This window comes from Pseudomonas sp. CAN1 (genome assembly GCF_030462585.1).
GTDB lineage: Bacteria > Pseudomonadota > Gammaproteobacteria > Pseudomonadales > Pseudomonadaceae > Pseudomonas.
In genome coordinates this window covers 373,276-397,118 of the sequence record NZ_JASMRU010000002.1, presented here as the reverse complement: position 1 = coordinate 397,118, position 23,843 = coordinate 373,276, and the positions used below count along the sequence as shown (strand labels likewise).

Annotated in this window: 23 protein-coding genes; 10 read left to right on the top strand and 13 right to left on the bottom strand. The window is 66.7% G+C overall.

Annotated features, from left to right (window positions below; genetic code table 11):
- The first annotated feature begins 66 nt into the window (after positions 1–66).
- The 3 genes from QO207_RS04775 (at position 67) to QO207_RS04765 (ending at position 3,117) form a co-directional block, all read left to right on the top strand.
- Complete coding sequence (locus tag QO207_RS04775; protein ID WP_301531416.1) at positions 67–846, top strand: MetQ/NlpA family ABC transporter substrate-binding protein; 780 nt, start codon at positions 67–69, stop codon at positions 844–846.
- 119 nt (positions 847–965) lie between these two features.
- Entirely contained in the window at positions 966–2,156 is a 1,191-nt protein-coding gene (locus QO207_RS04770) for a PLP-dependent aspartate aminotransferase family protein (RefSeq protein ID WP_301531415.1), read from the top strand.
- A gap of 19 nt (positions 2,157–2,175) precedes the next feature.
- The gene (locus QO207_RS04765) at positions 2,176–3,117 is read left to right on the top strand and encodes a sigma-54-dependent transcriptional regulator (RefSeq protein ID WP_301531414.1); all 942 of its coding nucleotides are present in this window, start codon (positions 2,176–2,178) and stop codon (positions 3,115–3,117) included.
- Between the two features lie 66 nt (positions 3,118–3,183).
- On the opposite strand, the gene QO207_RS04760 is transcribed toward QO207_RS04765, so the two are convergent.
- Positions 3,184–3,519, bottom strand: coding sequence for a hypothetical protein (locus QO207_RS04760; RefSeq protein WP_138214175.1), 336 nt, complete (start codon positions 3,517–3,519; stop codon positions 3,184–3,186).
- A 769-nt stretch (positions 3,520–4,288) separates the two neighbouring features.
- Here QO207_RS04760 and betT point away from each other — a divergent pair.
- The gene (gene betT / locus QO207_RS04755; RefSeq protein ID WP_301531535.1) at positions 4,289–6,247 is read left to right on the top strand and encodes a choline BCCT transporter BetT; all 1,959 of its coding nucleotides are present in this window, start codon (positions 4,289–4,291) and stop codon (positions 6,245–6,247) included.
- Positions 6,248–6,347: 100 nt separating this feature from the next.
- Here betT and QO207_RS04750 read toward each other — a convergent pair whose 3' ends face one another.
- The 9 genes from QO207_RS04750 to yedA form a co-directional block, all read right to left on the bottom strand.
- Entirely contained in the window at positions 6,348–6,713 is a 366-nt protein-coding gene (locus QO207_RS04750) for a type II toxin-antitoxin system VapC family toxin (RefSeq protein ID WP_301531413.1), read from the bottom strand.
- Positions 6,707–6,922, bottom strand: a complete 216-nt coding sequence (locus QO207_RS04745) for a ribbon-helix-helix protein, CopG family (protein WP_301531412.1) — start codon at positions 6,920–6,922, stop codon at positions 6,707–6,709. The genes QO207_RS04750 and QO207_RS04745 overlap by 7 nt, the downstream gene beginning before the upstream one ends.
- A 133-nt stretch (positions 6,923–7,055) precedes the next feature.
- On the bottom strand, positions 7,056–9,095 hold the full coding sequence (locus QO207_RS04740; protein WP_301531411.1) for an OPT family oligopeptide transporter: 2,040 nt from the start codon (positions 9,093–9,095) through the stop codon (positions 7,056–7,058).
- 331 nt (positions 9,096–9,426) lie between these two features.
- Positions 9,427–10,263: a taurine dioxygenase gene (gene tauD / locus QO207_RS04735; protein ID WP_301531410.1), complete on the bottom strand. Its 837-nt coding sequence runs from the start codon at positions 10,261–10,263 to the stop codon at positions 9,427–9,429.
- Between the two features lie 215 nt (positions 10,264–10,478).
- Positions 10,479–11,297: an ABC transporter permease subunit gene (locus QO207_RS04730; protein WP_301531409.1), complete on the bottom strand. Its 819-nt coding sequence runs from the start codon at positions 11,295–11,297 to the stop codon at positions 10,479–10,481.
- Positions 11,287–12,078 (bottom strand): taurine ABC transporter ATP-binding protein, encoded by a 792-nt coding sequence (locus QO207_RS04725; RefSeq protein WP_301531408.1) that lies wholly within the window; start codon positions 12,076–12,078, stop codon positions 11,287–11,289. The genes QO207_RS04730 and QO207_RS04725 overlap by 11 nt, the downstream gene beginning before the upstream one ends.
- A 131-nt stretch (positions 12,079–12,209) precedes the next feature.
- Positions 12,210–13,229, bottom strand: coding sequence for a taurine ABC transporter substrate-binding protein (gene tauA / locus QO207_RS04720; protein WP_301531407.1), 1,020 nt, complete (start codon positions 13,227–13,229; stop codon positions 12,210–12,212).
- Positions 13,230–13,447: 218 nt separating this feature from the next.
- A complete protein-coding gene (locus QO207_RS04715) occupies positions 13,448–14,350 on the bottom strand; it encodes an acyl-CoA dehydrogenase family protein (RefSeq protein ID WP_301531406.1) in 903 nt (300 codons plus the stop codon).
- A 171-nt stretch (positions 14,351–14,521) separates the two neighbouring features.
- Positions 14,522–15,409, bottom strand: a complete 888-nt coding sequence (gene yedA, locus QO207_RS04710; protein ID WP_301531534.1) for a drug/metabolite exporter YedA — start codon at positions 15,407–15,409, stop codon at positions 14,522–14,524.
- A gap of 165 nt (positions 15,410–15,574) precedes the next feature.
- On the opposite strand from yedA, the gene QO207_RS04705 reads away from it, so the two are divergent.
- The gene (locus QO207_RS04705) at positions 15,575–16,021 is read left to right on the top strand and encodes an Lrp/AsnC family transcriptional regulator (RefSeq protein WP_301531405.1); all 447 of its coding nucleotides are present in this window, start codon (positions 15,575–15,577) and stop codon (positions 16,019–16,021) included.
- Between the two features lie 376 nt (positions 16,022–16,397).
- Here QO207_RS04705 and QO207_RS04700 read toward each other — a convergent pair whose 3' ends face one another.
- Positions 16,398–17,675 (bottom strand): acetyl-CoA C-acetyltransferase, encoded by a 1,278-nt coding sequence (locus QO207_RS04700; protein WP_301531404.1) that lies wholly within the window; start codon positions 17,673–17,675, stop codon positions 16,398–16,400.
- A 166-nt stretch (positions 17,676–17,841) separates the two neighbouring features.
- Here QO207_RS04700 and QO207_RS04695 point away from each other — a divergent pair, with 166 nt between their 5' ends.
- Positions 17,842–19,197, top strand: coding sequence for a 3-oxoacyl-ACP reductase (locus QO207_RS04695; RefSeq protein ID WP_301531403.1), 1,356 nt, complete (start codon positions 17,842–17,844; stop codon positions 19,195–19,197).
- Positions 19,198–19,479: 282 nt separating this feature from the next.
- Here QO207_RS04695 and QO207_RS04690 read toward each other — a convergent pair whose 3' ends face one another.
- Both QO207_RS04690 and QO207_RS04685 read right to left on the bottom strand, forming a co-directional pair.
- On the bottom strand, positions 19,480–19,884 hold the full coding sequence (locus tag QO207_RS04690) for an EF-hand domain-containing protein (RefSeq protein ID WP_301531402.1): 405 nt from the start codon (positions 19,882–19,884) through the stop codon (positions 19,480–19,482).
- Positions 19,885–19,948: 64 nt separating this feature from the next.
- Positions 19,949–20,956: an AraC family transcriptional regulator gene (locus tag QO207_RS04685; RefSeq protein ID WP_301531401.1), complete on the bottom strand. Its 1,008-nt coding sequence runs from the start codon at positions 20,954–20,956 to the stop codon at positions 19,949–19,951.
- Positions 20,957–21,161: 205 nt separating this feature from the next.
- Here QO207_RS04685 and QO207_RS04680 point away from each other — a divergent pair, with 205 nt between their 5' ends.
- The 4 genes from QO207_RS04680 to QO207_RS04665 are packed head-to-tail and all read left to right on the top strand — an operon-like array spanning position 21,162 to position 23,785.
- Entirely contained in the window at positions 21,162–22,019 is an 858-nt protein-coding gene (locus tag QO207_RS04680; RefSeq protein ID WP_301531400.1) for a MaoC family dehydratase, read from the top strand.
- 46 nt (positions 22,020–22,065) lie between these two features.
- The gene (locus tag QO207_RS04675; protein ID WP_024766201.1) at positions 22,066–22,383 is read left to right on the top strand and encodes a nucleotide pyrophosphohydrolase; all 318 of its coding nucleotides are present in this window, start codon (positions 22,066–22,068) and stop codon (positions 22,381–22,383) included.
- The gene (locus tag QO207_RS04670) at positions 22,380–23,150 is read left to right on the top strand and encodes a methyltransferase domain-containing protein (RefSeq protein WP_301531399.1); all 771 of its coding nucleotides are present in this window, start codon (positions 22,380–22,382) and stop codon (positions 23,148–23,150) included. Before QO207_RS04675 ends, QO207_RS04670 begins: the two co-directional genes overlap by 4 nt.
- A 53-nt stretch (positions 23,151–23,203) precedes the next feature.
- Positions 23,204–23,785, top strand: coding sequence for a DUF4136 domain-containing protein (locus QO207_RS04665; protein WP_301531398.1), 582 nt, complete (start codon positions 23,204–23,206; stop codon positions 23,783–23,785).
- Positions 23,786–23,843 lie beyond the last annotated feature (58 nt).

Below are 23,843 nucleotides of genomic sequence, written 5' to 3'. Positions count from 1 at the left end.
CCGTACGAAGGCCCCATCCCGGCCGGCCCGGACGCCAGCGGTCATCTGCCCCACAAGGACATCGCAATGAAAAAGCTGCTGCTTCTGACCGCCCTCGCCGCTGCCTTCAGCACCACTGCCTTCGCCAACGAAAAGCTGGTGGTTGCCGCCACGCCGATTCCCCACGCCGAGATCCTCGAACTGATCAAGCCGACCCTGGCCAAGGAAGGCGTGGACCTGGAGATCAAGGTCTTCACCGACTACGTGCAGCCCAACGTGCAGGTCGCCGAGAAGCGCCTGGACGCCAACTACTTCCAGACCAAGCCGTACCTGGACAACTTCAACGCCGGCAAGGGCACCAACCTGGTCACCGTGACCGGCGTGCACGTCGAGCCCTTCGGCGGCTACTCGAAGAAGTACAAGTCCATCGACCATCTGCCTGACGGCGCCACCGTCGCCATCCCCAACGAGGGCAGCAACAGCGGCCGTGCCCTGCTCCTGCTGCAGAAGGCCGGCGTGATCAAGCTGAAAGACCCGAGCAACGCCCTGGCCACCCCGCGAGACATCGCCGAGAACCCCAAGCACCTGAAGTTCAAGGAACTGGAATCGGCCCTGCTGCCGCGCGTGCTGGACCAGGTCGACCTGGACCTGATCAACACCAACTACGCGCTGGAAGCCAAGCTCAACCCGGTGAAGGACGCGCTGATCCTCGAAGACCGCAACTCGCCCTACGTGAACTACCTGGTGGCGCGTCCGGACAACAAGGACAGCGATGCCCTGAAGAAACTCTCCGCCGCCCTGACCAGCCCGGAAGTCAAAGCCTTCATCGAGAAGAAGTACAACGGCGCCGTGGTGCCGGCCTTCTGATCCGTCGCCCGGCCGCGCGCCGGGCGCAACGACTCCCACGCTGGGCGCGCCTTGCTTGCGCCCGCTTTCGACGCCGGTGGGCAGGTTCCACCGGCGTTTTTCTTTCCCCAGGAGCTGCCATGAGCGACCCCGCCAAAGGCCCGTCCACCCGCGCCGTACATGCCGGCCACGATGCCGACCGGCGCATGGTCACCCGCGCCAAGAGCCAGCCGATCTACCAGAGCTCGGTGTTCGTCTACGACTCCCTGGAGCAGGTCGACGACTTCCTCTCCGGCAACCCCGACAACTACATGTACACGCGCATCGGCAACCCCAACCACAGTGCCGTGGAAGAGCTGCTGCGCGAGCTGGAAGGTGGCGAGGACGCGCTGTTTTCCGCCTCCGGCATGGCGGCGATTTCCGCGGCATTGCTGGGCGTGCTCGGCGCCGGTGACCACCTGATCGCCAGCCGCGAGCTGTACGGCACCACCCAGAGCCTGATCGAGAAGGAACTGGCGCGCTTCGGCATCGCCTCCAGCCTGCTCGACCTCAACGACCTGACGGCGGTGGAAGCGGCGATCACCCCGAGCACGAAGCTGATCTACACCGAGACCGCCTCCAATCCGCTGGTGCGTGTGAGCAACATCCCGGCGCTGGCGGAGCTTGCCCAGCGCCACGGTCTCAAGCTGCTGGTGGACAACACCTTCCTCTCGCCGGTGCTCTACCAGCCGCTGCGCGATGGCGCCGACCTGGTGATCCACAGCACCACCAAGTACCTCAACGGCCACAGCGACGCCATGGGCGGCGCGCTGGTCGGCGATGCGCAGTGGATCGCTGCCGCGCGGCGCTTCCAGATCAACGCCGGCGGCAGCGCCAGCCCGTTCGAGAGCTGGCTGAACTTCCGCGGCGCCAAGACCCTGTCCCTGCGCATGAAGGCCCACTCACAGAACGCCCAGGCGCTGGCCGAAGCGCTCGAAGCGCACCCGCGGGTGGCCCGCGTGTTCTACCCCGGCCTGCCCTCGCACCCGGACCATGCACTGGCGCAGCGGCTGTTCCGCAAGGGCCACTCGGGCATGTTGAGCTTCACCCTGAAGGGCGGCCTCGATCAGGTCGACGCACTGATCGGCGCGTTGCAACTGGCCGCCTTCGCCCCGTCGCTGGCCGGTGTCGCCAGCAGCATCACCCACCCCGGCAAGACTTCGCACCGCGCGCTGTCCGCCGAGGCCCTGACCGCGCTGGACATCCATGACGGCACCATCCGGGTTTCGGTGGGCATCGAGGACAGCGAGGACATAGTCCGTGACTTCCTGCAGGCGCTGGACGCGCTGTAAGAGCAGAAGGAGATTTCCCATGAATGCACCCCACGCGCCGCTACCGCTGCTGACCTTCCCCGACGCCGACAAGAGCCCGTTGAGCATCCGCGCCAAGGCGCTGGTGTTCTTCGACCCGCGCTCCCATGAAGTGCGCGACGAGGTGGAGCGCCTGGCGCCGTTGCCGCAACCGGTGCTGATCCACGGCGAGACCGGCACCGGCAAGGAGCTGCTGGCCCGTCACATCCACCGCGCCAGCGAGCGCCCCGGCCTGTTCGTCGCGGTGAGCTGCAGCGCCCTGAGCCGCAACTACGCCGACGCCGAGCTGTTCGGCTACGCGCCAGGCGCGCACAACGGCCCGGTGGGCAGCCGCGCCGGCTGGTTCGGCTCAGCCAACGGCGGCACCCTGTACCTGGACGAAATCGCCGACCTGCCGCTGTCGCTGCAACAGAAGCTGCTGCGCGTGCTGCAGGAGCGCGAAGTGCTGCGCGTCGGCGCACGCGAGCCGGTGCCGGTGGACGTGCGCCTGGTCGCCGCCACCAGCATCGACCTGGGGCAGGCGGTGAAAGCCGGGAAATTCCTCGAAGGACTGCAGCAGTACCTGCATGACGGCAACCTCACGCTGCCACCACTGCGCGAACGCATCGGCGACATCCAGCCGCTGGCCGAATACTTCCTCGGTGTGCACGCGCAAAGGCTGGAACTGCCGGTGCCGCAGATTGCCAGCGACACCCAGCGCGCGCTGGAAGGCTATTCGTGGCCGGGCAATATCCGTGAGCTGGAGAATGTCATCCACTTCGCCCTGCTGGTCAGCCCGGACGAGGAGATTCGCCCGGAGCACCTGAATTTTTCAGGCGGCGTAGCGGGGGCAGACGACGGAACGAAATTGAGCGAAGGAGCGCTGGAACGCCTGGTGCGCCAGCCTGGCGTCGAAGCGCAGCTGCGTGCGCTGCTGCAACGCCTGGAGCACGAGCGCGGCTGAGCCGCGCTGTAGTCGCCAGCGCGACCCGAAGGGCCGCGCACCGGCGACAGCATGCAACTGGGGGTATTACTTGGTGGCGGTGTTCGAGTGAGCAACCACCGGGGTGCACGACGGGTTGGTCAGCTTGGCCGGATCGGTCAGCAGGCCCGGCATCATGCGCGAGGTGCAGTTGAAGATACGGCCCTTGGTGGTGGTAGCCACGTAGGAGAGTTCCTGGCCACCCAGGGCGTCCGGCTGACCGGCTTTCACGTCGCTGACGACCAGTTCGTCGGAGGAAGCCAGACCGATCATCTGGGCAGTGGCGGCTTGCAGCGGAACGATGGCCTGGTTGGTGGTCATGGTCTGGCAGCCGGCCAGCGAAGCGAAGAGTGCAGTGGCAATGGCGATGCGTTTGAAGTCCATCTCGAGATGCTCCCTGTTGGTGGTTTTTTGTCCTGCCGGGGGAGACTAACGGAATAGGCGAGTCAATCGCCATAGCCGATTTACAAGTTTTTCACGAAAAACTGCACACCTGTTCAAGTTTCAGGACTCAAACCCGCTCTAGTTCGCCAACTGTGCTATGCGAGGAGCTGTTTCACGCCGCTGACAGCCGTTTATCGCGGCAAAGCCCCGTGCCACGCTGAACCGTTTCACCTCAGGCGACGAATGGTCGCAGTGAAAGGCCTCGCCGACCCTCACGGCGGCAGGAGGGAAACCTGAGCATAGAGTCAAAAACAGGACTAATCCCCTAATATCAATGTGAAAGCAGTCTCATCGACCAGCTCAATACCTCACATCAAGACCATTCACTTCTTTTCGTCACAATCTTCAGGGAAAATGGCTATCAGGCAGTCGGGACCCAATTTCCCCGACGCCATTGGAGACTATCGTGACCAGCTTCGCCGCTCTTGCTAACTTCTTCGCCGCCACCGCCTTCCTGACCGCGCCCGCCAAGGCCGACCCGGAACGCCGTGAGATCCGTGAGGCGAAAAAGAACCGCCGCAAGTAAGCAGTACCCGCTCCGCTCGGCCCTCGACCAGGGCCGGCGGCGGGACCATCGGTCCCGCCGATTGGCTTTTCCCGGTCTGATCGTGTTTTCATTGAATGCTTGTTCAAGAAAAACCGAGGGACCCCGCCCGCTTTGTCCGTTGCACAATCCCCCCCGTCCGTAACGCCCTCACCCTCCATGCGCATGAACCCACCGGTCTTCTACGGTGCGGCCGCGCTGATCCTGGTTTTCGCCCTCACCGTCATTGCCCAACCGCAGAAGGCCGGTGAATGGCTGCTCGCCGCGCAGTCCTGGGCCGCCGATTCGGTCGGCTGGTACTACCTGCTGGCAATGACGCTGTACCTGATCTTCGTGGTGGTCACCGCGCTTTCCGGCTATGGAAAGATCAAACTCGGTGCCGACCACGACGAGCCGGAATTCAGCTACCTGTCCTGGGCTGGCATGCTGTTCGCCGCCGGCATCAGCATCACCCTGTTCTTCTTCTGCGTCTCCGAACCGCTGACCCACTTCGCCCAGCCACCACAAGGCGAAGCCGGCACCCCGGAAGCGGCGCGCCAGGCCATGCAGCTGCTGTTCCTGCATTGGGGCCTGCACGGCTGGGGCGTGTTCGCCCTGGTGGCGATGGCGCTGGCCTACTTCGCCTACCGGCATAACCTGCCGCTGGCGCTGCGCTCGGCGCTCTACCCGCTGATCGGCAAGCGCATCAACGGCCCCATCGGCTACGCCGTGGACTGCTTCGGCATCATCGCCACGGTGTTCGGCCTGGGCGCGGACATGGGCTTCGGCGTGCTGCAGCTCAACGCCGGCCTGGACTTCATGTTCGGCATCGCCCACAGCCATCCGGTGCAGATGACCCTGATCGCACTGATGATGGGCGCGGCCATCCTGGTGGCCATCTCCGGCGTCGACAAGGGCATCCGCCTGCTGTCGGACATCAACATGCTGCTGGCCTGCGCGCTGCTGCTCTTCGTGCTGTTCGCCGGCCCCACCCAGCACCTGCTCAACACCCTGGTGCAGAACATCGGCGACTACCTCGGCGCCCTGCCGACCAAGAGCTTCGACCTCTACGCCTACGGCAAGGACGGCAGCGACTGGCTGGGTGGCTGGACGGTGTTCTACTGGGCCTGGTGGATCGCCTGGTCGCCCTTCGTCGGCCTGTTCATCGCGCGCATCTCGCGCGGGCGGACGATCCGCGAATTCGTCTTCGGCGTGCTGTTCATCCCGCTGGGCTTCACCCTGGCCTGGATGTCGATCTTCGGCAACAGCGCCCTCGACCAGGTGCTCAACCACGGCTTCAGCGAGCTGGGCCGGGTGGCCATCGCCGATCCGTCCATGGCGCTCTACCAGATGCTGCAGAACTACCCGGCCAGCCGCGTGGTGATCGCGGTGACGGTGCTGGTCAGCTTCGTCTTCTTCGTCACCTCGGCGGATTCCGGCACCGTGGTGCTCTCCACCCTCTCCGCCCACGGCGGCAGCGCCGACGACGACGGCCCGAAGTGGCTGCGGGTGTTCTGGGGCGTGGCCACTGCGCTGGTCACCGGCGGCCTGCTGTTCGCCGGCAGCATCGATGCGCTCAAGTCAGCGGTGGTGCTCACCTCGCTGCCGTTCTCGCTGATCCTGCTGCTGATGATGTGGGGCCTGCACAAGGCCTTCTACCTGGAGTCCCAGCGCCAGCGCGCGCGCACCCATTCGCTGGCACCGCCGCCCTCGGCCAAGCCCGGCGGCTGGAAGCGGCGCATCTCCCAGGCCGTGCACTTCCCCACCCGCGACGAGGTGTACCGCTTCATGGTCGATGTGGTCAGCCCGGCGATTGCCGAGGTCTCCGAGGTGTTCCGCGAGAAGGGCCTGCAGGTGGATTCGGATCTTGACCTGAGCAACCTGGAGATCGGCCTGGAGATCGGCCACGGCGCGCAGCATCCGTTCCTCTACCAGGTGTCGATGCGCGGCTACTTCACCCCGTCCTTCGCCCGCGCCGGCATGGGCGGCCTGCACCTGAAGAACCGCCGCTACTTCCGCGCCGAGGTGCACCTCTCCGAAGGCAGCCAGGACTACGACCTGATGGGCTACAGCAAGGAGCAGATCATCAACGACATGCTCGACCAGTACGAGCGGCACCTGCAGTTCCTGCATCTGGTGCGCTGAGCCGGCGCGCTTTTCGTAGGAGCGAGCTTGCTCGCGAACACCGGCTGGCACTGAAGCTCAAGGCGGTTCGCGAGCAAGCTCGCTCCTACAGGCAGTGTCCTCAGAGCTGGTAAGGCAACCGCACGCCCGGCTCGCGCTCGTCGAAATCCTTCACGTTGCGCGTCACCAGCAGCCGGCCTTCGACTTCCGCCGAGGCCTTGATGATCGCGTCCGGCAGCTTCACCCGCAGGCGCTGGCGTACCTCCACCGCACGCTGGGCGATGCGCTCGTCCAGTGCCAGCAGCGTGAAGCTGGAGAGAAAGGCGCGAGTGGCCGCTTCGGTCTGCGGCGTGGCGCCGATCAGCACTTCCATCCAGGTGATGATGCTGATGGCGCGGTCGCTGTAGAGCGCCAGCTCATCGCGCGCCTGCACGTGGCCGTTGAGGTAATCGATGAGGATATTGGTGTCGAACAGGACCTTCACCATTCCTCGCGCACCTTCTCCTGATACGCCAGGCCGTCCACCTGACTCTCCTGCCACAGGCCGAAAGCCGCGTCGGCATCCGCCTGTGCGTGGTTGACCAGGTATTCGGCGATGGCCTCGCGAATGACCGAGGCGCGGGATTGCTGCTGGCGTTCGCTGATGTCGTTCAGGCGTTCCAGGTATTCGACGGGGATATCCACCAGGGTGCGCATGAGAGCCTCCGAAATCTGATATCGGCATCGTATATCATCCAACCAGACGAGATGCCGCCCGGCGACGAACAACCGAAAGCTCCGACAACGAAAAAGGCGCCCGCAGGCGCCTTTTTCACATCACGGCGAAGGATCAGCCGCGAACGCCGCTCAGTACCTTGCGGTAGAACAGCACGCAGATCGCCACGAAGACCACCAGGCCCAGCCACTGCGCGGTGTCTTCGAAGGAGTCGCCGACCAGCGCCAGCGGCGTGGCCGAACCGGTGGCGCCGATGATGCCGGCGAGCAGGATGCCCATCAGGCTCTCGCCGACGATCAGGCCCGAAGCCAGCAATACACCGCGGCGCTTGGGCTCATCGGAGAATTTCTCGACATCCTTGCCGGCCGCCGCCGCGCGCTTGGCCAGCGCGGTTTCCAGCAGCCAGCCGATCACCGCGCCGACCACCAGGGTCATGCCGATGGTCGGCGGCAGGTAGATGCCCAGGCCGACGGCGAGCACCGGCAGGCTGGCCTTGCCGGTGCGGCGCAGCAGCAGGTCCACCAGGATCAGCGCGATGCCCAGCGCCACGCCGATCAGGATCATGTTCCAGTTCAGCGCGTTGTGGAAAATCCCGCTGGCAATCGCCGTCATCAGCGTCGCCTGCGGCGCAGCCAGCGCGGCGTTCGGGTCCATGCCTTCACGCGGCAGGGCGCCGGTGAAGCCGTAGGCGTTGAACAGCAGTTCCAGCACTGGCGGGATCACCAGCGCGCCCACCAGGCAGCCGACGATCAGCGCCACCTGCTGGCGCCACGGGGTCGCGCCGACCAGGTAGCCGGTCTTCAGGTCCTGCAGGTTGTCGTTGGAAATCGCCGCGATGGCGATCACCACCGAGGTGGTGAACAGCGCCAGGGCGATGGCCAGCTTGCCGCCCTGCTGGTCGAGGAAGCCGCTTTCCAGCGAGCCCACGCCGAGAATCAGCAGCGACACCAGGATCACCGCGATGATGCCGATGCCGGAGATCGGGCTGCTCGACGAGCCCACCAGGCCAGCCATGTAGCCGCAGGCAGCGGCGATCAGGAAGCCGAAGAAGAAGGCGAAGATCACGCAGACCGTCACCAGCCCCCAGAAGCCGAAGCCGCGCAGGTCCGGCGCGGCCTCGCCGAGGAAGTAGGAGAACACCACGAACAGCGCCAGCAACAGCACACCGGCGATGGTGACGATCCACTTTGCCGACAGGTCCTGCTCGGTGCGCAGGTCGCTCACTTCACCGCGCCCGCGCACGGCGCTCAGCGACGACCAGACGCCCTGCACCATGGGCTTGAACAGGGTGGCCAGGGTCCACAGCGCGGCAATACCGATGGTGCCGGCGCCGAGGAAGCGCACCTGGCTGCTCCACAGCTTGGTGGCCAGCTCCGGCAGGCTCTGCCCGGCGGCCAGCACGCTGTTCACCGAGAGCAGCGGCACGGCCACGCCCCAGGCGATGACCACGCCGATCAGGATGGCGATGCCGGCGGTGATGCCCATCAGGTAGCCGGCGCCCACCAGCGCCAGGGAGAAGCCGGTGGACAGGCGGAACGCCGCTTGCCCGGCGGTGAGCCAGAAGCTGAAGCCTTCGGCAAGCACCTTGAAACCACTGCTGAGCAGGCTGAACGCGGCGGCGACCACGCCACCGGCGAGGATGTCGCGCAGGCCCGGGCCGCCGGCTTTCGCGGGCTTGCCGGCCTTCTCTTCTTCCTCGTCCTGGCTGCCGACACGGAGGATTTCCGCCGCGGCCACGCCTTCGGGGTAAGGCAGGCTGCTCTGTACCACCATCACCCGGCGCAGCGGAATGGTGTAGAGCACGCCGAGGATGCCGCCGATGGAGCAGATGGCCGCGGTCTGCCAGAACGGGAAGCCGCTCCAGTAGCCGATCATCAGCAGGCCGGGAAGGATGAAGATGATCGAGGACAGGGTGCCGGCCGCCGAGGCCTGGGTCTGCACCATGTTGTTCTCGAGGATGTTGGAGCCGGAGAAGTAGCGCAGCACGGCCATGGAAATGACCGCAGCGGGAATCGACGAGGCGAAGGTCAGGCCGACCTTGAGGCCGAGGTAGACGTTGGAAGCGGTGAACACCACGGTGATCAGCGCGCCGAGGATCAGGCCGCGAACCGTCAGCTCGGCGAGGTTGGACTCGTCGGGAATCCGTTCTTGCATGTAGGCAATCTCTTTATGAAGCGAAACTGCCAAAGCGTAGGACAGTGCGCCATCCACCGCGACCCAGAATGGCGACGAATGCGGTCTGTGGTGCGGCTTTGTTGCCGCAAGTCACGGGGATGGCGGGAAATTCCCAGGCAAAGCAGGACCTGTAGGAGCGAGCTTGCTCGCGAACCGCATAACTCAGGATTCATCGGAGAGTCCGTTCGCGAGCAAGCTCGCTCCTACGAAAAGCCTGTCGGACCGCAGGGCGCATAACGCCTGCGGCGTTATCCGCCATTGCGGCGGATAACCCGTTCCGGGTTATGCGCCCTACCAGAACGGCAAGCTTTCAGAACGGCTTGTCGCCAAGAATGGTCGCCCGATGCATCACCCGGCGCTGCGGGCGGTAATCATCCACCGCGTAATGCTGGGTCACGCGGTTGTCCCAGAAGGCCACGTCGTTCTCCTTCCAGCGCCAGCGCAGGGTGAACTCCGGGCGGGCGAAGTGGGCGAACAGCAGGTCGAGAATGGCGCGGCTTTCCGCCGGCTCCAGCTCGTTGATGCGGGTGGTGAAGCCGTCGCTGACGAACAGCGCCTTGCGCCCGGTGACCGGGTGCGTGCGGATCACCGGATGGCTGCGCGGCGGGTTTTTCTTGCGTGCTTCCTCCAGGCGCGCGAGGTCGGCGTCGCTGGCGCCGAAACGTTCCTGGGGGAAGGACTTGCTGATGTCGTGGGTCGCGGTAAGGCCGTCGAGCAACTGCTGCAGCGGTTTCGACAGCGCCTCGAAGGCCGCGATGCCGCTGGCCCACAGGGTGTCGCCACCGTAGGGCGGCAGTTGTTTGGCGGCCAGTACGGCGCCCAACGCCGGGGTCTCCAGGAAGGTCACGTCGGTGTGCCAGATGGCGTTGTCGCGCACGTCGGTGACGGCGGTATCGAGGACGATGACTTCGCGCAGCTCGGGCGAGCTGGGGTAAATCGGGTGGATGTGCAGGTCGCCGAAGCGCGCGGCGAAGTTCGCCTGCTGGGTCGGCGTCAGCGGCTGGTCGCGGAAGAACAGCACCTGGTGCGCGAGCAGGGCCTGCTCGATCTGGCGCTGCGCTGCGTCTTCCAGCGGGTCGGCCAGGCGCACGCCGGAAACGATGGCGCCCAGGGCCGGGCTGAGGGGTTCGATACTCAGGGTGGTCATGTTCGTGTTCTCTCGTGAGGTTCACGGGGAGAGCCCCTCTCCCCAGCCCTCTCCCTGAAGGGAGAGGGGGCTTGTTCCGCATGTTCGGGCAGGACGGCTCAGTCCTTCAGCCACGGAAAATCGTCAGTGAGCGGTGATCATGGAGCCGCTCCGGCCAGTCCCCTCTCCCTTCAGGGAGAGGGTTAGGGAGAGGGTCCTTGCTCGGTTTCGGAAGGTCACTCCCAGGAAGCAAACCGCTTCTGCAACCAGCGCAGGCCCAGCTCGAAGCTCAGTGCGATGGCGGCGATCAGCAGGATGCCCAGCACCACCACATCGGTGGCGAGGAACTGCGCGGCGGACTGCACCATGAAGCCGAGGCCGCGGTTGGCGGCGATCAGCTCGGCGGCGACCAGGGTCGACCAGCCCACGCCCAGGGCGATGCGCAGGCCGGTGAGGACATCCGGCAGCGCGCTGGGCAGGATCACGTGGCGCACCACCTGCAGGCGGCTGGCGCCCAGGCAGCGCACGGCCTGGATGCGCGACTTGTCCACGCGGCGCACGCCGGCTGCCGTGGCGATCAGCAGCGGCGCGAACAGAGCGAGGTAGATCAGCAGCACCTTGGACAGCTCGCCGATGCCGAACCAGATGACGATCAGCGGCAGGTAGGCCAGCGGCGGCACCGGGCGGTAGAACTCCACCAGCGGATCGAAGGCCGCGCCCACCAGCGGGTTGAGACCCATCAGGATGCCCAGCGGGATGGCCGTCAGCACCGCCGCACCCAGCGCCAGCAGCACGCGCAGCAGGCTGGTGCCGATGTGTTGCCACAGCGATGCGTCGACGTAACCTTCGGCGAGCAGGCGCTGGAAGGCTTCCACCAGTTGCTCCGGCGCGGGCAGGAACAGGGTGTCGACCCAGCCCAGGTGCGTGGCCAGCCACCAGAGCACGAAGATCGAGCCGACGCTGCCGGCCGCAGCCCAGCGACGGTAGTCGCGCGGCACGCTGCGGGCGGTCGGCGCGGCGGCCGGGAGTTTGCCGGCGAGGGTATCAGTGGGCATGTTCGGCCTCCGGTTCTTCCAAGAACTCGTCGAGAAGGAGTTGGCGCAGGCGCGCGAATTCCGGGTCGGACTTGATCGAGCGCACCGGCTCGCCAGCGGCGTAGCGGCGAGCGAAGTCCAGCGGCAGGCGCTTGACGATGCGCGCCGGCGGGCCGTCCATCACCACCAGGTCGGTGGCGAGGAACAGCGCTTCATCGACGCTGTGGGTAATCAGGAACAGGCCCTTGCCGGTCTTGCGCCACAGATCCAGGGTCAGCACCTGCATGCGCTCGCGGGTCAGCGCATCGAGGGCACCGAAGGGTTCGTCGAGCAGCAGGAAGTCCGGCTCCACCGCCAGCGCGCGGGCCAAACCCAGGCGCTGCCGCTGGCCGCCGGAGAGCTGCGAGATGCGGTAGTCCGCGTGCTCGCCCAGGCCCACCAGCTTGAGGACTTCATGGGCGCGGGCATTGCGCTCGGCAGCACCAACGCCACGGATGCGCAGGCCCAGCGCGACGTTGTCCAGCGCGCTCAGCCAGGGCATCAGCGCGTCGTCCTGGAACACCACGCCGCGCTCGCCGCCGGGGCCGCTGAGGGTGCGACCGTCGATCTGCACGCGGCCGCTGTCCGGCGCCTGGAAGCCCGCCAGCACGTTGAGCAGGCTGGACTTGCCGCAGCCGGACGGGCCGAGCACCACTAGGGACTCGCCCTTGGCCAGGCTGAGAGTGAGGTCCTGCAGCACGACGCGCTCGCGTCCGCGCTGCTGGAAAGTGAGGCTGACTGCCTCGGCCGTCAGACGGCTCATGTTCTGCCCTCCGTAGGGTGAGAAGAAATACGTGGTGCGCTTTTGTAGGAGCGAGCTTGCTCGCGAACCAGCCCGAGCTTCAGTGCCAGCCGGTGTTCGCGAGCAAGCTCGCTCCTACGAAGAGCAACTGCTCAGCGCTGCCCGACCTGCACGCTCTCCGCCTGGCGCACGTAGTCAGCGCTGACGTAGGGCGAGTAGTCCTTGAGCACCGAAGGCACGCGCTTCTGCTCTTTCAGGAATTCGGCGGTACCGGCGATGTCCTTGGCGGTGCCGCCGCCCAGCAGGGCGGACGACAGCTGCGCCTGGGATTCGGGGAAGGCGGAGCCGGCCAGCAGTTCGGGCACGTCCTTCGGATCGGCACCGGTCAGGCGGGCGATCTTCTTGACCTGCTCGGAGTCGGCGGTCCACTCGGCCTTGTGGGCGTTGTAGTCAGCGAAGGAATCCAGGCTCACGCGGGCGAACTTGGCGATGACTTCCGGGTGCTTCTCGGCGAAGTCCTTGCGGGCCACCCAGACCTCGAAGGTCGGTGCGCCCCACTGGCCGACTTCGGCGGCGTCGGTCAGCACCTTGCCGGATTTCTTGATCTCGCCCAGGGCGGGCGACCAGACGAAGGCGCCATCGATGTCGCCACGACGCCAGGCGGCTGCGATCTCGGTGGGGTTGAGGTTGACGATCTTCACCTTGGTGGGGTCGATCTTCCAGTGCTTGAGCGCGCCCAGCAGGCTGTAGTGCGAGGTGGAAACGAAGGGCGTGGCGATGGTCTTGCCGATCAGGTCTTCGGGCTTCTCGATCTTGCTGCCGTTGCGCACCACCAGGGCCTCGGCGGCGTTGATCTGCGCGGAGACGATGAAGGCGACGATCGGCAGGCCGCGCGAGGTGGCAGCGGCCAGCGGGCTGGAACCGAGGTTGCCCAGTTGCACATCGCCCGAGGCGATGGCGGCGACCACTTCCGGGCCGCTGTTGAAGCGGCGCCAGTCGAGCTTCTCGCCGATGACCTTTTCATAGGTGCCATCGGCCTGCGGGACCTTGGTCGGGTCGATGCCGGTCTGGTAGCCCAGGACGATGTCGGCGAACGCGGCACTCTGGAAGGACAGGGCAGCCGCAACAGCGACGCCGGCCACGGCACGGCGTACAAAACGAGGTTTGTTCATGGTGTTTCCTCTGAAGATGACGGCGGTGCCGGCCTCACAGAGGGGACGGACCACGGGACGGGGTTCGATGGGGTGAAGCTTGTGGGTGGAACCTGGTCCGGCGGTCCGGTAGAGCTAGATTACCGATATAAAAAACTCAGAATAAATAATTTTTAGTTCTTAACTTATGAGCACCAGCGCTTGTCTCGATTCCGCTACAGGGCCCGTGATACGGCGCCTCAGGTGGCGCCGGCGAGCACCCGGGCGCGAGTACCCTCCTGGCGCAAGCCGACCTGCACCGCCTGTTGCGCCACCGCGGCGGTTTCCGCCACCAGGGTCGCCAACGCCGCGCTGCGGCTGAAGCTCAATGCGTTACCCGCCGCCTGGGCCGCTTCGAAAGCCACCGCCGACTGCTCGGACAGCCGCAGCCCCAGCGCCAGCAAGCGCTGCAACTCCCCCGCCGCCGCCCGCGCCGGCAGGTTCTCGAAGGCCTGCACAGCAAGGCCCAGGGCGATGTTCGCCTGCAGCAGCCCGGAGAGGCTGCCGCGCAGTTGTGCACGGGGCGTCCATGGCAGGCCGGGCGGCAACAGGATGTCTTCGGGATGCAGGCGCACCTCGTGGCAATGCAGCAGGCCGCCGCCGTTGGGCTCGAAAAGATCCAGCCCGCTGCGATCCGCCGGCAGCGCGGCGATCAGCAAACCCTCGCTGGGCGCATGGCGCGCCGAGATCAGCAGCCAGTCCACCGCCTCGGCGCCGAAGCAATCGTGGCGCCCGCCCTGCAGCAGGAAACCGCCGCGCCGATGCTCGCGCGCCAGCAGGCGGCGTTCCTGGTGATCCACCGCCTCGCCCCACAACCATTCGCGCTCCACGCTGAGCGGCAGCAGGCGCTCGCGCTGCTCGCTGCTACCCAGCAGCAACACGCTGGTCAGTTGCAGGTGATGCAGGGCGAACAGCCGCGCCAGGGTGCCGTCGCGCTCGGAGAGATCGCGCAAGGTCTGCAGCACCTCGTCCCAGCCGGCGCCGCGCCCGCCGTACTCGCGGGGCACCGACAGGGCCAGCAGGCTGGACGCGCGCAAGGCATCGCTCCAGCGCTGGGTGGGAGGCAGTTCGGAAAGCGTGGAAAGCGGCACCACCAGACTCATGCACACCTCGGCTCGAAGGGTGGATCAGTGGCCTGGGCGTATGGCGCGCGGGTGTACTGAAAGGGAAGAGAGAATCCAAGAGGAACGGCCTCCGAATGGAGGCCGTTGCATACCCTAGCGAATCGCGCGAGGCGCGCGAAATAACCTTTCGGGCTTAGCTCATGCCGCGAGTCAGAGGGCTTCCTTGCGCCGCCACTGCGGCAGGCCGATCAGCACCACGGCGCTGATGATCACCGCCATCGCCAGGGATTCGGCTAAGCCGATGTGCTCGCCGGCGAACACCACGCCGAGCATCACCGCCACTGCCGGGTTGACGTAGGCGTAGCTGGTGGCCGCCGCCGGGCGCACGTTGGCCAGCAGGTACATGTAGGCGCTGAAGGCGATGATCGAGCCGAACACCACCAGGTAAGCCAGGGCGCCCCAGCCGGCGGCCGTGGGCATCTGCTCCATGCCCTCGCCCGTGAGGAAGCTGCCCAGCAGCAGCACGCCACCGCCCACCAGCATTTCCACCGCGCTGGCCATGGCGCCGGCGGGCAGGTCCAGGCGCCGGCTCCAGATCGAACCGAAGGCCCAGGTCGCCGCCGCGAAGAGGATCAGCGCCGCGCCTGCCGGGCTGCCCTGCAGGTTCGAGCCGAGGTTGAGCAGCACGATGCCGAACAGGCCCAGGGCTATGCCGGCCCACTCCAGCGCGTTGGTCTTGTTGCCGAAGAAACGCCCGAACACCAGAGTGAACAGCGGCACGGTCGCCACCGCCAGCGCCGCCACGCCCGAAGCCACGCCCCAGTGCTCGGCCACCGTCACCCCGCCATTGCCGCAGCTGAGCAAAAGGATGCCGATGGCGCCCGCCGACAGGCATTGCTTGAACGTCGGCATGGGCGCGCCGCGCGAGAGCATCCAGACGAACAGGATCGCCCCGGCAATGATGAAGCGGCAGCCGGCCATCAACATCGGCGGCCAGGATTCGACGCCGATGCGGATCACCAGGTAGGTCGAACCCCAGATGAAGTAGAGGGCGAAGAAGGCAGCAATCAGGGTCAGTGAGACGCGGGCTCTGGGCATGGGCAGGGTAGTCATGGGTGGGGCTCGACAAGGCAGGCAGGGCGATTCATTTTATGCAGGTCAATCGCCCCGGATAAGGCACAGACAACGCCATTACGGGCATAACACTTTTCATTCGATGGATTTTCACAAGGCTTGCCGTCGAATCAAAACCGGAGTCATTGCATGGACAAGTACGACCGCGCGCTGCTCGCCGCCCTGCTCGAAGACGGCCGGCTGTCTTTCGCCGAACTGGCCCGGCGCATCAACCTCTCCCCTCCCGCCGTCGCCGACCGCGTGGCGCGCCTGGAGGCCGAAGGGGTAATCACCGGGTACCACGCCAGCGTAGACCTGTCGAAGATGGGCCGCTCGATCCAGTGCCTGATCGAGATGCGCCTCAACGATCACCGCAGCAAGAGCATGCTCGACCCGCTGCTGGAAATCCCGCAGATCATCGACTGCTACCGCATCACCGGCGAAGCCTGCGTGATGCTCAAGGTCGCGGTCAGCTGCACCCAGGAGCTGGAAGAGCTGATCGACCGGCTTGCCCAGTTCGGTACCAGCAAGACCTCGCTGGTGCTTTCCACGCCCTTCTCGCGGCGTGTGCACCCGGGCATGTTGCAGGGCGGCTGAAGGGCGCATCTAGAAGGAAATTGCGCCCCAGGCCCAATTGGCAGCCGTCCCCTGTAGGAGCGGATCTTATCCGCGACCCGACCGCCAGGTCGGTGCCGGCAGGCTTTCGCGGACAAGGTCCGCTCCTACGAGAGCCCCTATCTTCCCGTCCGCTGCCATTCCGTAGGGCGCATAACGCGCCAGCGTTATCCGCCATACGCCTTGCTCTTCGTAGGAGCGAGCTTGCTCGCGAACACCGGCCGGCTCCGAAGCCAGAGGCGGTTCGCTCCTACAGATCCTGCGGATAAAAAAAGGCGGCGCCGCTCGCGCGGTGCCGCCTGAAGTCACGGAGTTGCTACATCGCGGGGCCGAAATGCATCGGCCCCGGTGTATTGGATTACCGTTCGATGATCGCGGTCACACCCTGGCCGCCGGCCGCACAGATGGAGATCAGCCCGCGCCCCTTGCCGGCGCCGTCCAGCAGCTTGGCCAGGTTGGCGACGATGCGCCCGCCGGTGGCGGCGAACGGGTGGCCGGCGGCCAGCGAGCTGCCCTTGACGTTGAGCTTGCTGCGGTCGATGGAGCCCAGCGGCGCGTCGAGGCCCAGGCGGGTCTTGCAGTATTCCGGGTCTTCCCAGGCCTTGAGCGTACACAGCACCTGGGCGGCGAAGGCTTCGTGGATTTCGTAGAAGTCGAAGTCCTGCAGGGTCAGGCCGTTGCGCGCCAGCAGGCGCGGCACCGCGTAGACCGGCGCCATCAGCAGGCCCTCGTGGCCGCCGACAAAGTCCACCGCCGCCGCCTCACCGTCCTTGAAGTACGCCAGGATCGGCAAGCCGCGCTCCTTCGCCCACTCCTCGCTGGCCAGCAGCACCACCGAAGCGCCATCGGTCAGCGGCGTGGAGTTGGCCGCCGTCAGCGTGCCGCGTGAGCCACGCTCGAATACCGGCTTCAAGGTGCCGATCTTCTCCAGGTTGATGTCCGGGCGCAGGTTCTGGTCGCGCACCAGGCCGCGGAACGGCGTCATCAGGTCGTTCTGCCAGCCCTCGTCATAGGCCGCCGCCAACCTGTGGTGGCTCTCGTAGGCCAGCTTGTCCTGCTCGTCACGGGGGATGGCCCAGGTCTGCGCCATCAGCTCGCAGTGTTCGCCCATCGACAGCCCGGTGCGCGGCTCGCCGTTCTTCGGAATATGCGGCATCAGGTGGCGCGGGCGGATTTTCAGCAGGCTTTTGATCTTCTCGCCGTTGGACTTGCCGCGGTTGGCTTCCAGCAGGATCTTGCGCAGCCCTTCGTTGACGCCGATGGGCGCATCGGAGGTGGTGTCCACGCCGCCGGCGATGCCGCAGTCGATCTGCCCGAGGGCGATCTTGTTGGCCACCAGGATCGCCGCTTCCAGGCCGGTGCCGCAGGCCTGCTGGATATCGTAGGCCGGGGTTTCCGGCGCCAGGCGCGTGCCCAGCACGCACTCGCGGGTCAGGTTGAAGTCGCGGGAATGCTTGAGCACAGCGCCGGCGACCACCTCGCCCAGGCGCTCGCCGTGCAGCTTGTAGCGCTCGATCAGCCCGTCCAGCGCGGAGGTCAGCATCTCCTGGTTGCTCGCCGTGGCATACACGGTGTTGGAGCGGGCGAAGGGAATACGGTTGCCGCCGACGATGGCGACCCGGCGCAGTTGGGTCATGCAGGGCTCCTGAGAATGAGCGTTGAAGTGCGGTCAAGGCTAACCTTAGCCGCTTGTGTCGCATTGGCCGCCCCGCCGTTGCGCAGGTCAGCGCGGTCAATTGCGCCGAACCCGCCGCTGCGTAGAGTGGTCAGCACTTTAGAGACCCTGTGCAGGAGCCCGTTCCATGACCGATCGCTACATCGCCTTCGCCAACTCCAACGTCGGCCGCCGCCTGGTCGGAGCCCTCGGCCTGCCCGCGCCGGTCCGCCTGGAGCGCTGGAGCGCCGGGCGCACGCGACCGGTGGACGGGGCGCTGCTGCTCGGCGGCGAGGGCAACCTGAACGAGGCGGTGCTGCCCTTCGCCGAGCGTCTGACCGACACGGTGCTCTCCTTCAGCGAAGGCCAGTACGGCCTGCCGCGCTGGACCGCCGAGCATGGGCCGAAGCTCAAGGCCATCGTTTTCGACGCCAGCGGCCTGACTCGCTTCGAGCAGACCATCGAGCTGCGCACCTTCTTCCAGGGCGCTCTCAAGGGCCTGGATAAATGCCCACACGTGGTGATCCTCGGCCGCGCGCCGGAATCGGTGAAGGACCCCATCGCCGCCAGCGTGCAGCGCAGCCTGGAAGGCTTCAGCCGCTCCCTGGGCAAGGAAATCCGCCGGGGCGGCAATGTGCAGCTGGTGTACGTCGGCAAGGGCGCCGAAGACCAGCTCGAAGGCGCGCTGCGCTTCTTCCTCTCGCCCAAGAGCGCCTATGTCTCCGGGCAGGTGGTGCGCCTCTCCGCCTACGACAAGCAGGTGCAGGACTGGAGCCGCCCGCTGGTGGGCAAGCGCGCGCTGGTGACCGGCGCCGCCCGCGGCATCGGCGCAGCCATCGCCGAGACCCTCGCCCGTGACGGCGCCGAAGTGGTGCTGCTGGACGTGCCGCCGGCCAAGGAAGCCCTCGATGCGCTGGCCGCGCGACTGGGCGGCCGTGGCGTGGCGCTGGACATCTGCGCCGCCGATGCCGGCGCTCAACTGGTCGAGGCGCTGCCCGATGGCGTCGACATCGTGGTGCACAACGCCGGCATCACCCGCGACAAGACCGTCGCCAAGATGAGCGAAGCCTTCTGGAACTCGGTGATCGACGTGAACTTGAAAGCCCCGCAGGTGCTGACCCAGGCCCTGCTGGACGCCGGCAAGCTGCACGACGACGGCCGCGTGGTGCTGCTCGCCTCCATCAGCGGTATCGCCGGCAACATGGGCCAGACCAACTATGCGGTGAGCAAGGCCGGCCTGATCGGCCTGGCGCAGGCCTGGGCGCCGGCGCTGGGCAAGAAGGGCATCAGCATCAACGCGGTGGCGCCGGGCTTCATCGAAACCCAGATGACCGCCGCCATCCCGCTGACCATCCGCGAGGCCGGCCGACGGATGAACTCCATGGGCCAGGGCGGCCTGCCACAGGACGTCGCCGAGGCCGTGGCGTGGTTCGCCCAGCCGGGTTCGGGCGCGGTGAGCGGGCAGGTGCTGCGGGTTTGTGGGCAGAGTCTGCTGGGCGCTTAACCTTCAGGATCGTAGGGCGCATAACCTGGAACAGGTTATCCGCCATTCCCTTCATGGCGGATAACGCTGACGCGTTATTCGCCCTACACACCGATTCGTTCCAATCAGTCCCGTAGGATGGCGTGGAGCGGAGCGATACCCATCGCCCCCCTGTGCAGCATGGGTATCGCCTAGGCTCCACCCATCCTACGAACTGACCGCTTTCCCCTGTAGGAGCGGCCCCATGGGGCGCTTCTACAGGGTTAGCCCCGTGCCGTTGCCACAGAAACGCGGGGCAAAGGTTCACCCCCGCGCCGCCACCAGTTCACGAAACTCCTCCGCACTCACCCGATGATCACCATCGCGATCCGCGCGCACGATCAGCGCCGGTTCCTGGGTCATGAACTCCGCCAGGCTGACCTTGCCGTCTCCGTCCCGGTCCGGCCAGGCGATGGCATTGGGCGACATCTGCACGCGGGGATCGCGCGGCGTCACTTCCTCGCGGGTGAGCAGGCCGTCCTGGTCGCTATCCAGCCGGTGGAACATGCGCACGCGCATGGCCGACAGGTCTTCGGCCTCGATGTAGCCGCTGCCATCGCGGTCCAGGCGGGAGAAAGCCGTCTGTTCCATTTCCCCGGCAACGGCGTGCTGAACGCTCAGCAGCAGGACGGTGGACAGCAGCAGGGGCTGGCGGATTCGGCTTTGCATCGGCAATTCCTTCGAAAGGGAAGACCGGCAAAGCCTATCCACAGGCGCGCTCGAAACGGTTCGATCACTCCGCCGGCGGTTGCGGGCGGCCGCGGCGGCGGAACTCCACCGGGGTCTCGCCGACCCAGCGTTTGAAGGCGCGGTAGAAGGTGCTCGGCTCGGAGAAGCCGGTGCGTTCGACGATCACCTCAATGCGCTCGTCGGTCTTGAGCAGCAGCTCCTTGGCCAGGCGGCAGCGGTAATCGGTGACCAGGTCGTTGAAGCGCACACCGGCCATCGCCAGGCGCTCGCGCAGGCGGCGGGCCGGCATGTCGAGACGGGCGGCGACCTGCTCCAGCGTCGCGCCGCCATCCACCAGCAGCAAACCAATCAGCTCGCGCACCTTGCGCACCAGATCCAGGCGCTCCACTTCCGCCAATTGCCGGCGCGCCAGGGATTCGTGCATGCGCAGCAGCTCGGGCGCGGCGTGGCGCGAGGGCTTTTCCAGCACTTCGGCATCGAATACCAGGGCATAGCGATCTGCACCCAGAACCGCGGGGCAGCCATACACCTCGCGATAACGCTCGGCAGGCGCGCCTTCTTCGTGCATCAACTGCACCTGCTGGGGCTTGAAGTCGCCTTCGGTGAGCGCGTGGAACAGGCGCACCACCGCACCGGCAAGCATTTCGGGGAAGTGCCGGTTGGTCCCGGCGGTATGCCCGAGCAGCAGCACGGCCTTCTCGCCTTCCACTTCCAGGCGGGCGTTGAGGGTGTCGGAAAGCAGGCGCACGTAGCGCAGGGCGTGGCGCAGGCCTTCGCCGAAGGTGGCGCTGGAAAGGAACAGGTATTCCAGCAGCAGGCCGTGGAATGCGGGCAGGTGGCCGGCCAGATAAAGGCCGACGTGCTCTTCGCCGCACTCTTCGGCGGCCGCCTTCCAGAACAGGTTCTGGGCGCTGTGGGGGAATCGTCCGGCAGGCAGGCTGCCAGCAGGCAGGCCGACGCGAGCCAGCACGCGGTCGGGGTCGGCTCCGCTGGCGCGCAGGGCGTCGATCACCGGGCGCATCAGCGCCACATCGTCGGTCAGATCACGCATGGTGTTTTTTCTAGTTATCCATGAGGCGGGCCCATCTTAGGCAGCTTTCCTATCGCCCCTCAAGAGAATCAGGAACCAGCGTGCGGGAAATATCCGAGCAATCCGACGGTCACATTGACTTGCCTGCCGCGCACCGCGTTGCCACGGCCAATGCCCGCGCCTGACCGCCGGCTAAGCTGACTGAATACCCGCCAGGAGATACCCGATGTCCCGCGATTGGCTCGACCTGTCTGCCCCACCCGCCCTCACCGGCCTGTTCGCCCGCGCCGCCGTGCGCCGCGGCGTGCGTGGCCGCAGCCTGCCGACACGCGGCCTGCGCTGCCCGGTCACGGTCGACCCGAAGCACCTGGAGCGCTATCGCAAGGTCTGCGGCTTCACCGACAACCACCTGTTGCCGCCGACTTACCCGCACATCCTCGCCTTCGGCCTGCAGATGGGCCTGCTGACGGACGCGCGCTTCCCCTTCCCGCTGCTGGGCCTGGTGCACCTGGAAAACCGTATCAGCGTGTTGCGCCCGCTCGGCGGCCTGGGGCCGTTCAACGTCAGCGTACGAGTGGACGACCTGCAGCCGCACGAGAAGGGCGTGACCTTCAGCATCATCACCCAGTTGCACGATCAGCTCGGCCTGCTCTGGGAAGGCGACAGCCGCATCCTCTTCCGCGGCATGCGCCTGGACGGCAAGCCGGCGCCCCGCGAGGAAGTCGCCGAGCTGCCGCTCAAGCCGCTGGACCAGTGGAACTGCCCGGCAGACATCGGCCGGCGCTACGCCCGCGTGGCCGGTGACTACAACCCGATCCACCTGGCCGCATTCAGCGCCCGGCTGTTCGGCTTCCCCCGCGCCATCGCCCACGGCCTGTGGAACAAGGCACGCAGCCTGGCCGCGCTGGGCGAACGCCTGCCGATGGCCGGCTACAAGGTCGAGGTGCGCTTCCAGAAACCGGTGCTGCTGCCCTCCTCGGTGACCCTGCTGGCCAGCGACCCGGCACCCTCCGGGCAGTTCAGCCTGCGCGGCAAGGACGACCTGCCGCACATGGCCGGCAGCTGGAGCCCGCTGGACGTTTGAAGCGCCAGGCTTGAAGCTATGGGGCTCACGTTGGAGCCCCATCTGCATGAACCTCGAAGCCATCACCGCGCGCCTGCACGCCATCCGCGACCACAACGACTGGAGTCGCTTCCACAGCCCGAAGAACCTGGCCATGGCCGCCAGCGTGGAAATGGCCGAGCTGGTGGAAATCTTCCAGTGGCTGCGCGAGGACGAATCGCGCCAGTTGCCGCCGGAGAAACTCGCCCACGCCGGCCAGGAAGTCGGTGACATCGTCCTCTACCTGCTGCTGATGTGCGCCGAACTGGGCATCGACATGAACCAGGCGGTGCTAGCCAAGCTGGCCGACAGCGAGCGGCGCTTCATCGAAGGGGGCGCCAAGTGAGCGATTCCCCGAAGACCGGCGACCGCCATTTCGACGAACTGGCCACGCGCTTTGCCGAGAAGATCTACGGCGGCGCCAAGGGCGCCATCCGCCTCGCCGTACTGCAGGCCGACCTCGCCGAAACGCTGCCCGACCGCCCGCTGCGGGTGCTGGATATCGGCGCCGGGCTGGGCCACATGTCGCTGTGGCTGGCCGGGCGCGGCCACGACGTGACCCTCGCCGAACCCGCCGCGCCGATGCTCGAAGGCGCACGTCAGCGCTTCGAGGAAGCGGGCCTTCAGGCTACCTTCATCGCCGCACCGTGGCAGGACCTGCTCGGCCAGCTCAACGAACCCTATGACCTGGTGATCTGCCACGCCGTGCTGGAATGGCTGGCCGAGCCGCTGGCAATCCTCCCCGTGCTGCACCAGCTGACCCGCGCCGACGGCTGGCTGTCCCTGGCCTTCTACAACCGCGATGCACTGATCTACCGCAACCTGCTCAAGGGCCACTTCCGTAAGCTGCGCAAGAACCGTTTCTCCGGTGAAGGCCAGAGCCTGACCCCGCAGGAACCGCTCGACCCGCGCGTACTCGAAGCCGCCATGGCCGGCCACTGGAACATCGAGGCGCGCAGCGGCGTGCGGGTGTTCCACGACTACATGCCGGTGGAGTTCCAGCACAAGGCCGAGCCGCTGGACCTGGTGGAGATGGAACTGCAATACCGTCGACACCCCGCCTTCGCCGGCCTCGGCCGCTACCTGCACTGGCTGTGCCGGCCGCAGGATTAGGTGCATAGTTGCCAGTGCGCACGCCACCCACGACCAGCGTGCCGGAGTCCGTCATGCCGCGTTACCTGCTGATCCTGCCGCTGTTCGCCGCCCTGGCCGCCTGCCAGAGCCAGAACCCCTACAGCAACACCTCGCTGCCGATCCCGCCGGCCCCGGCGCAAGCCACCAACCCCGGCCTCGACCCCGGCAGCTACCCGGCCGCGCCGCTGGACTACGGGCAGTACCGTTCGTGGAACTGGACCGACGGCACCGGCTTCGGCGGCCCGTTGCAGGACGCCGTCAGCGAAGCCCTCGACCAGCGCGGCCTACGCCCGGCACGCACGAACGCCCCGGCGGACCTGCACGTCAGCGCGCACCTCTCCAGCGAACAGCGCACCCGGCAGACCACCGACTACTACGGCGGCGGCTACTACGGCGGCTGGGGCGATCCCTGGTACGGAGGCGCGTCCTACCCCGTCACCCGTACCTACGTGGTCACCGTCAGCGTGGTGCGCATCGCCCTGTTCGACGCCCGCAGCAACCAGCAGGTGTGGAGCGGCAGCGCCGAGTACGACAATGGCGACAACCGCAGCGACCAGGCCCGCGCCCTGCGTGAAGCCGCACGCAAGGCCATGGACGGTTACCCGCCGGGCTGACCGCCATTCACTTCCGGTAACCCGCGCAACCCGTCTGCCGCTTGCCTTTGCGCGGACT

Coding starts and splice junctions, on each gene's coding strand:
- QO207_RS04775 (WP_301531416.1), top strand. CDS start 67: ATGAAAAAGCTGCTGCTTCTGACCGCCCTCGCCGCTGCCTTCAGCACC.
- QO207_RS04770 (WP_301531415.1), top strand. CDS start 966: ATGAGCGACCCCGCCAAAGGCCCGTCCACCCGCGCCGTACATGCCGGC.
- QO207_RS04765 (WP_301531414.1), top strand. CDS start 2,176: ATGAATGCACCCCACGCGCCGCTACCGCTGCTGACCTTCCCCGACGCC.
- QO207_RS04760 (WP_138214175.1), bottom strand. CDS start 3,519: ATGGACTTCAAACGCATCGCCATTGCCACTGCACTCTTCGCTTCGCTG.
- betT (WP_301531535.1), top strand. CDS start 4,289: ATGAACCCACCGGTCTTCTACGGTGCGGCCGCGCTGATCCTGGTTTTC.
- QO207_RS04750 (WP_301531413.1), bottom strand. CDS start 6,713: ATGGTGAAGGTCCTGTTCGACACCAATATCCTCATCGATTACCTCAAC.
- QO207_RS04745 (WP_301531412.1), bottom strand. CDS start 6,922: ATGCGCACCCTGGTGGATATCCCCGTCGAATACCTGGAACGCCTGAAC.
- QO207_RS04740 (WP_301531411.1), bottom strand. CDS start 9,095: ATGCAAGAACGGATTCCCGACGAGTCCAACCTCGCCGAGCTGACGGTT.
- tauD (WP_301531410.1), bottom strand. CDS start 10,263: ATGACCACCCTGAGTATCGAACCCCTCAGCCCGGCCCTGGGCGCCATC.
- QO207_RS04730 (WP_301531409.1), bottom strand. CDS start 11,297: ATGCCCACTGATACCCTCGCCGGCAAACTCCCGGCCGCCGCGCCGACC.
- QO207_RS04725 (WP_301531408.1), bottom strand. CDS start 12,078: ATGAGCCGTCTGACGGCCGAGGCAGTCAGCCTCACTTTCCAGCAGCGC.
- tauA (WP_301531407.1), bottom strand. CDS start 13,229: ATGAACAAACCTCGTTTTGTACGCCGTGCCGTGGCCGGCGTCGCTGTT.
- QO207_RS04715 (WP_301531406.1), bottom strand. CDS start 14,350: ATGAGTCTGGTGGTGCCGCTTTCCACGCTTTCCGAACTGCCTCCCACC.
- yedA (WP_301531534.1), bottom strand. CDS start 15,409: ATGCCCAGAGCCCGCGTCTCACTGACCCTGATTGCTGCCTTCTTCGCC.
- QO207_RS04705 (WP_301531405.1), top strand. CDS start 15,575: ATGGACAAGTACGACCGCGCGCTGCTCGCCGCCCTGCTCGAAGACGGC.
- QO207_RS04700 (WP_301531404.1), bottom strand. CDS start 17,675: ATGACCCAACTGCGCCGGGTCGCCATCGTCGGCGGCAACCGTATTCCC.
- QO207_RS04695 (WP_301531403.1), top strand. CDS start 17,842: ATGACCGATCGCTACATCGCCTTCGCCAACTCCAACGTCGGCCGCCGC.
- QO207_RS04690 (WP_301531402.1), bottom strand. CDS start 19,884: ATGCAAAGCCGAATCCGCCAGCCCCTGCTGCTGTCCACCGTCCTGCTG.
- QO207_RS04685 (WP_301531401.1), bottom strand. CDS start 20,956: ATGCGTGATCTGACCGACGATGTGGCGCTGATGCGCCCGGTGATCGAC.
- QO207_RS04680 (WP_301531400.1), top strand. CDS start 21,162: ATGTCCCGCGATTGGCTCGACCTGTCTGCCCCACCCGCCCTCACCGGC.
- QO207_RS04675 (WP_024766201.1), top strand. CDS start 22,066: ATGAACCTCGAAGCCATCACCGCGCGCCTGCACGCCATCCGCGACCAC.
- QO207_RS04665 (WP_301531398.1), top strand. CDS start 23,204: ATGCCGCGTTACCTGCTGATCCTGCCGCTGTTCGCCGCCCTGGCCGCC.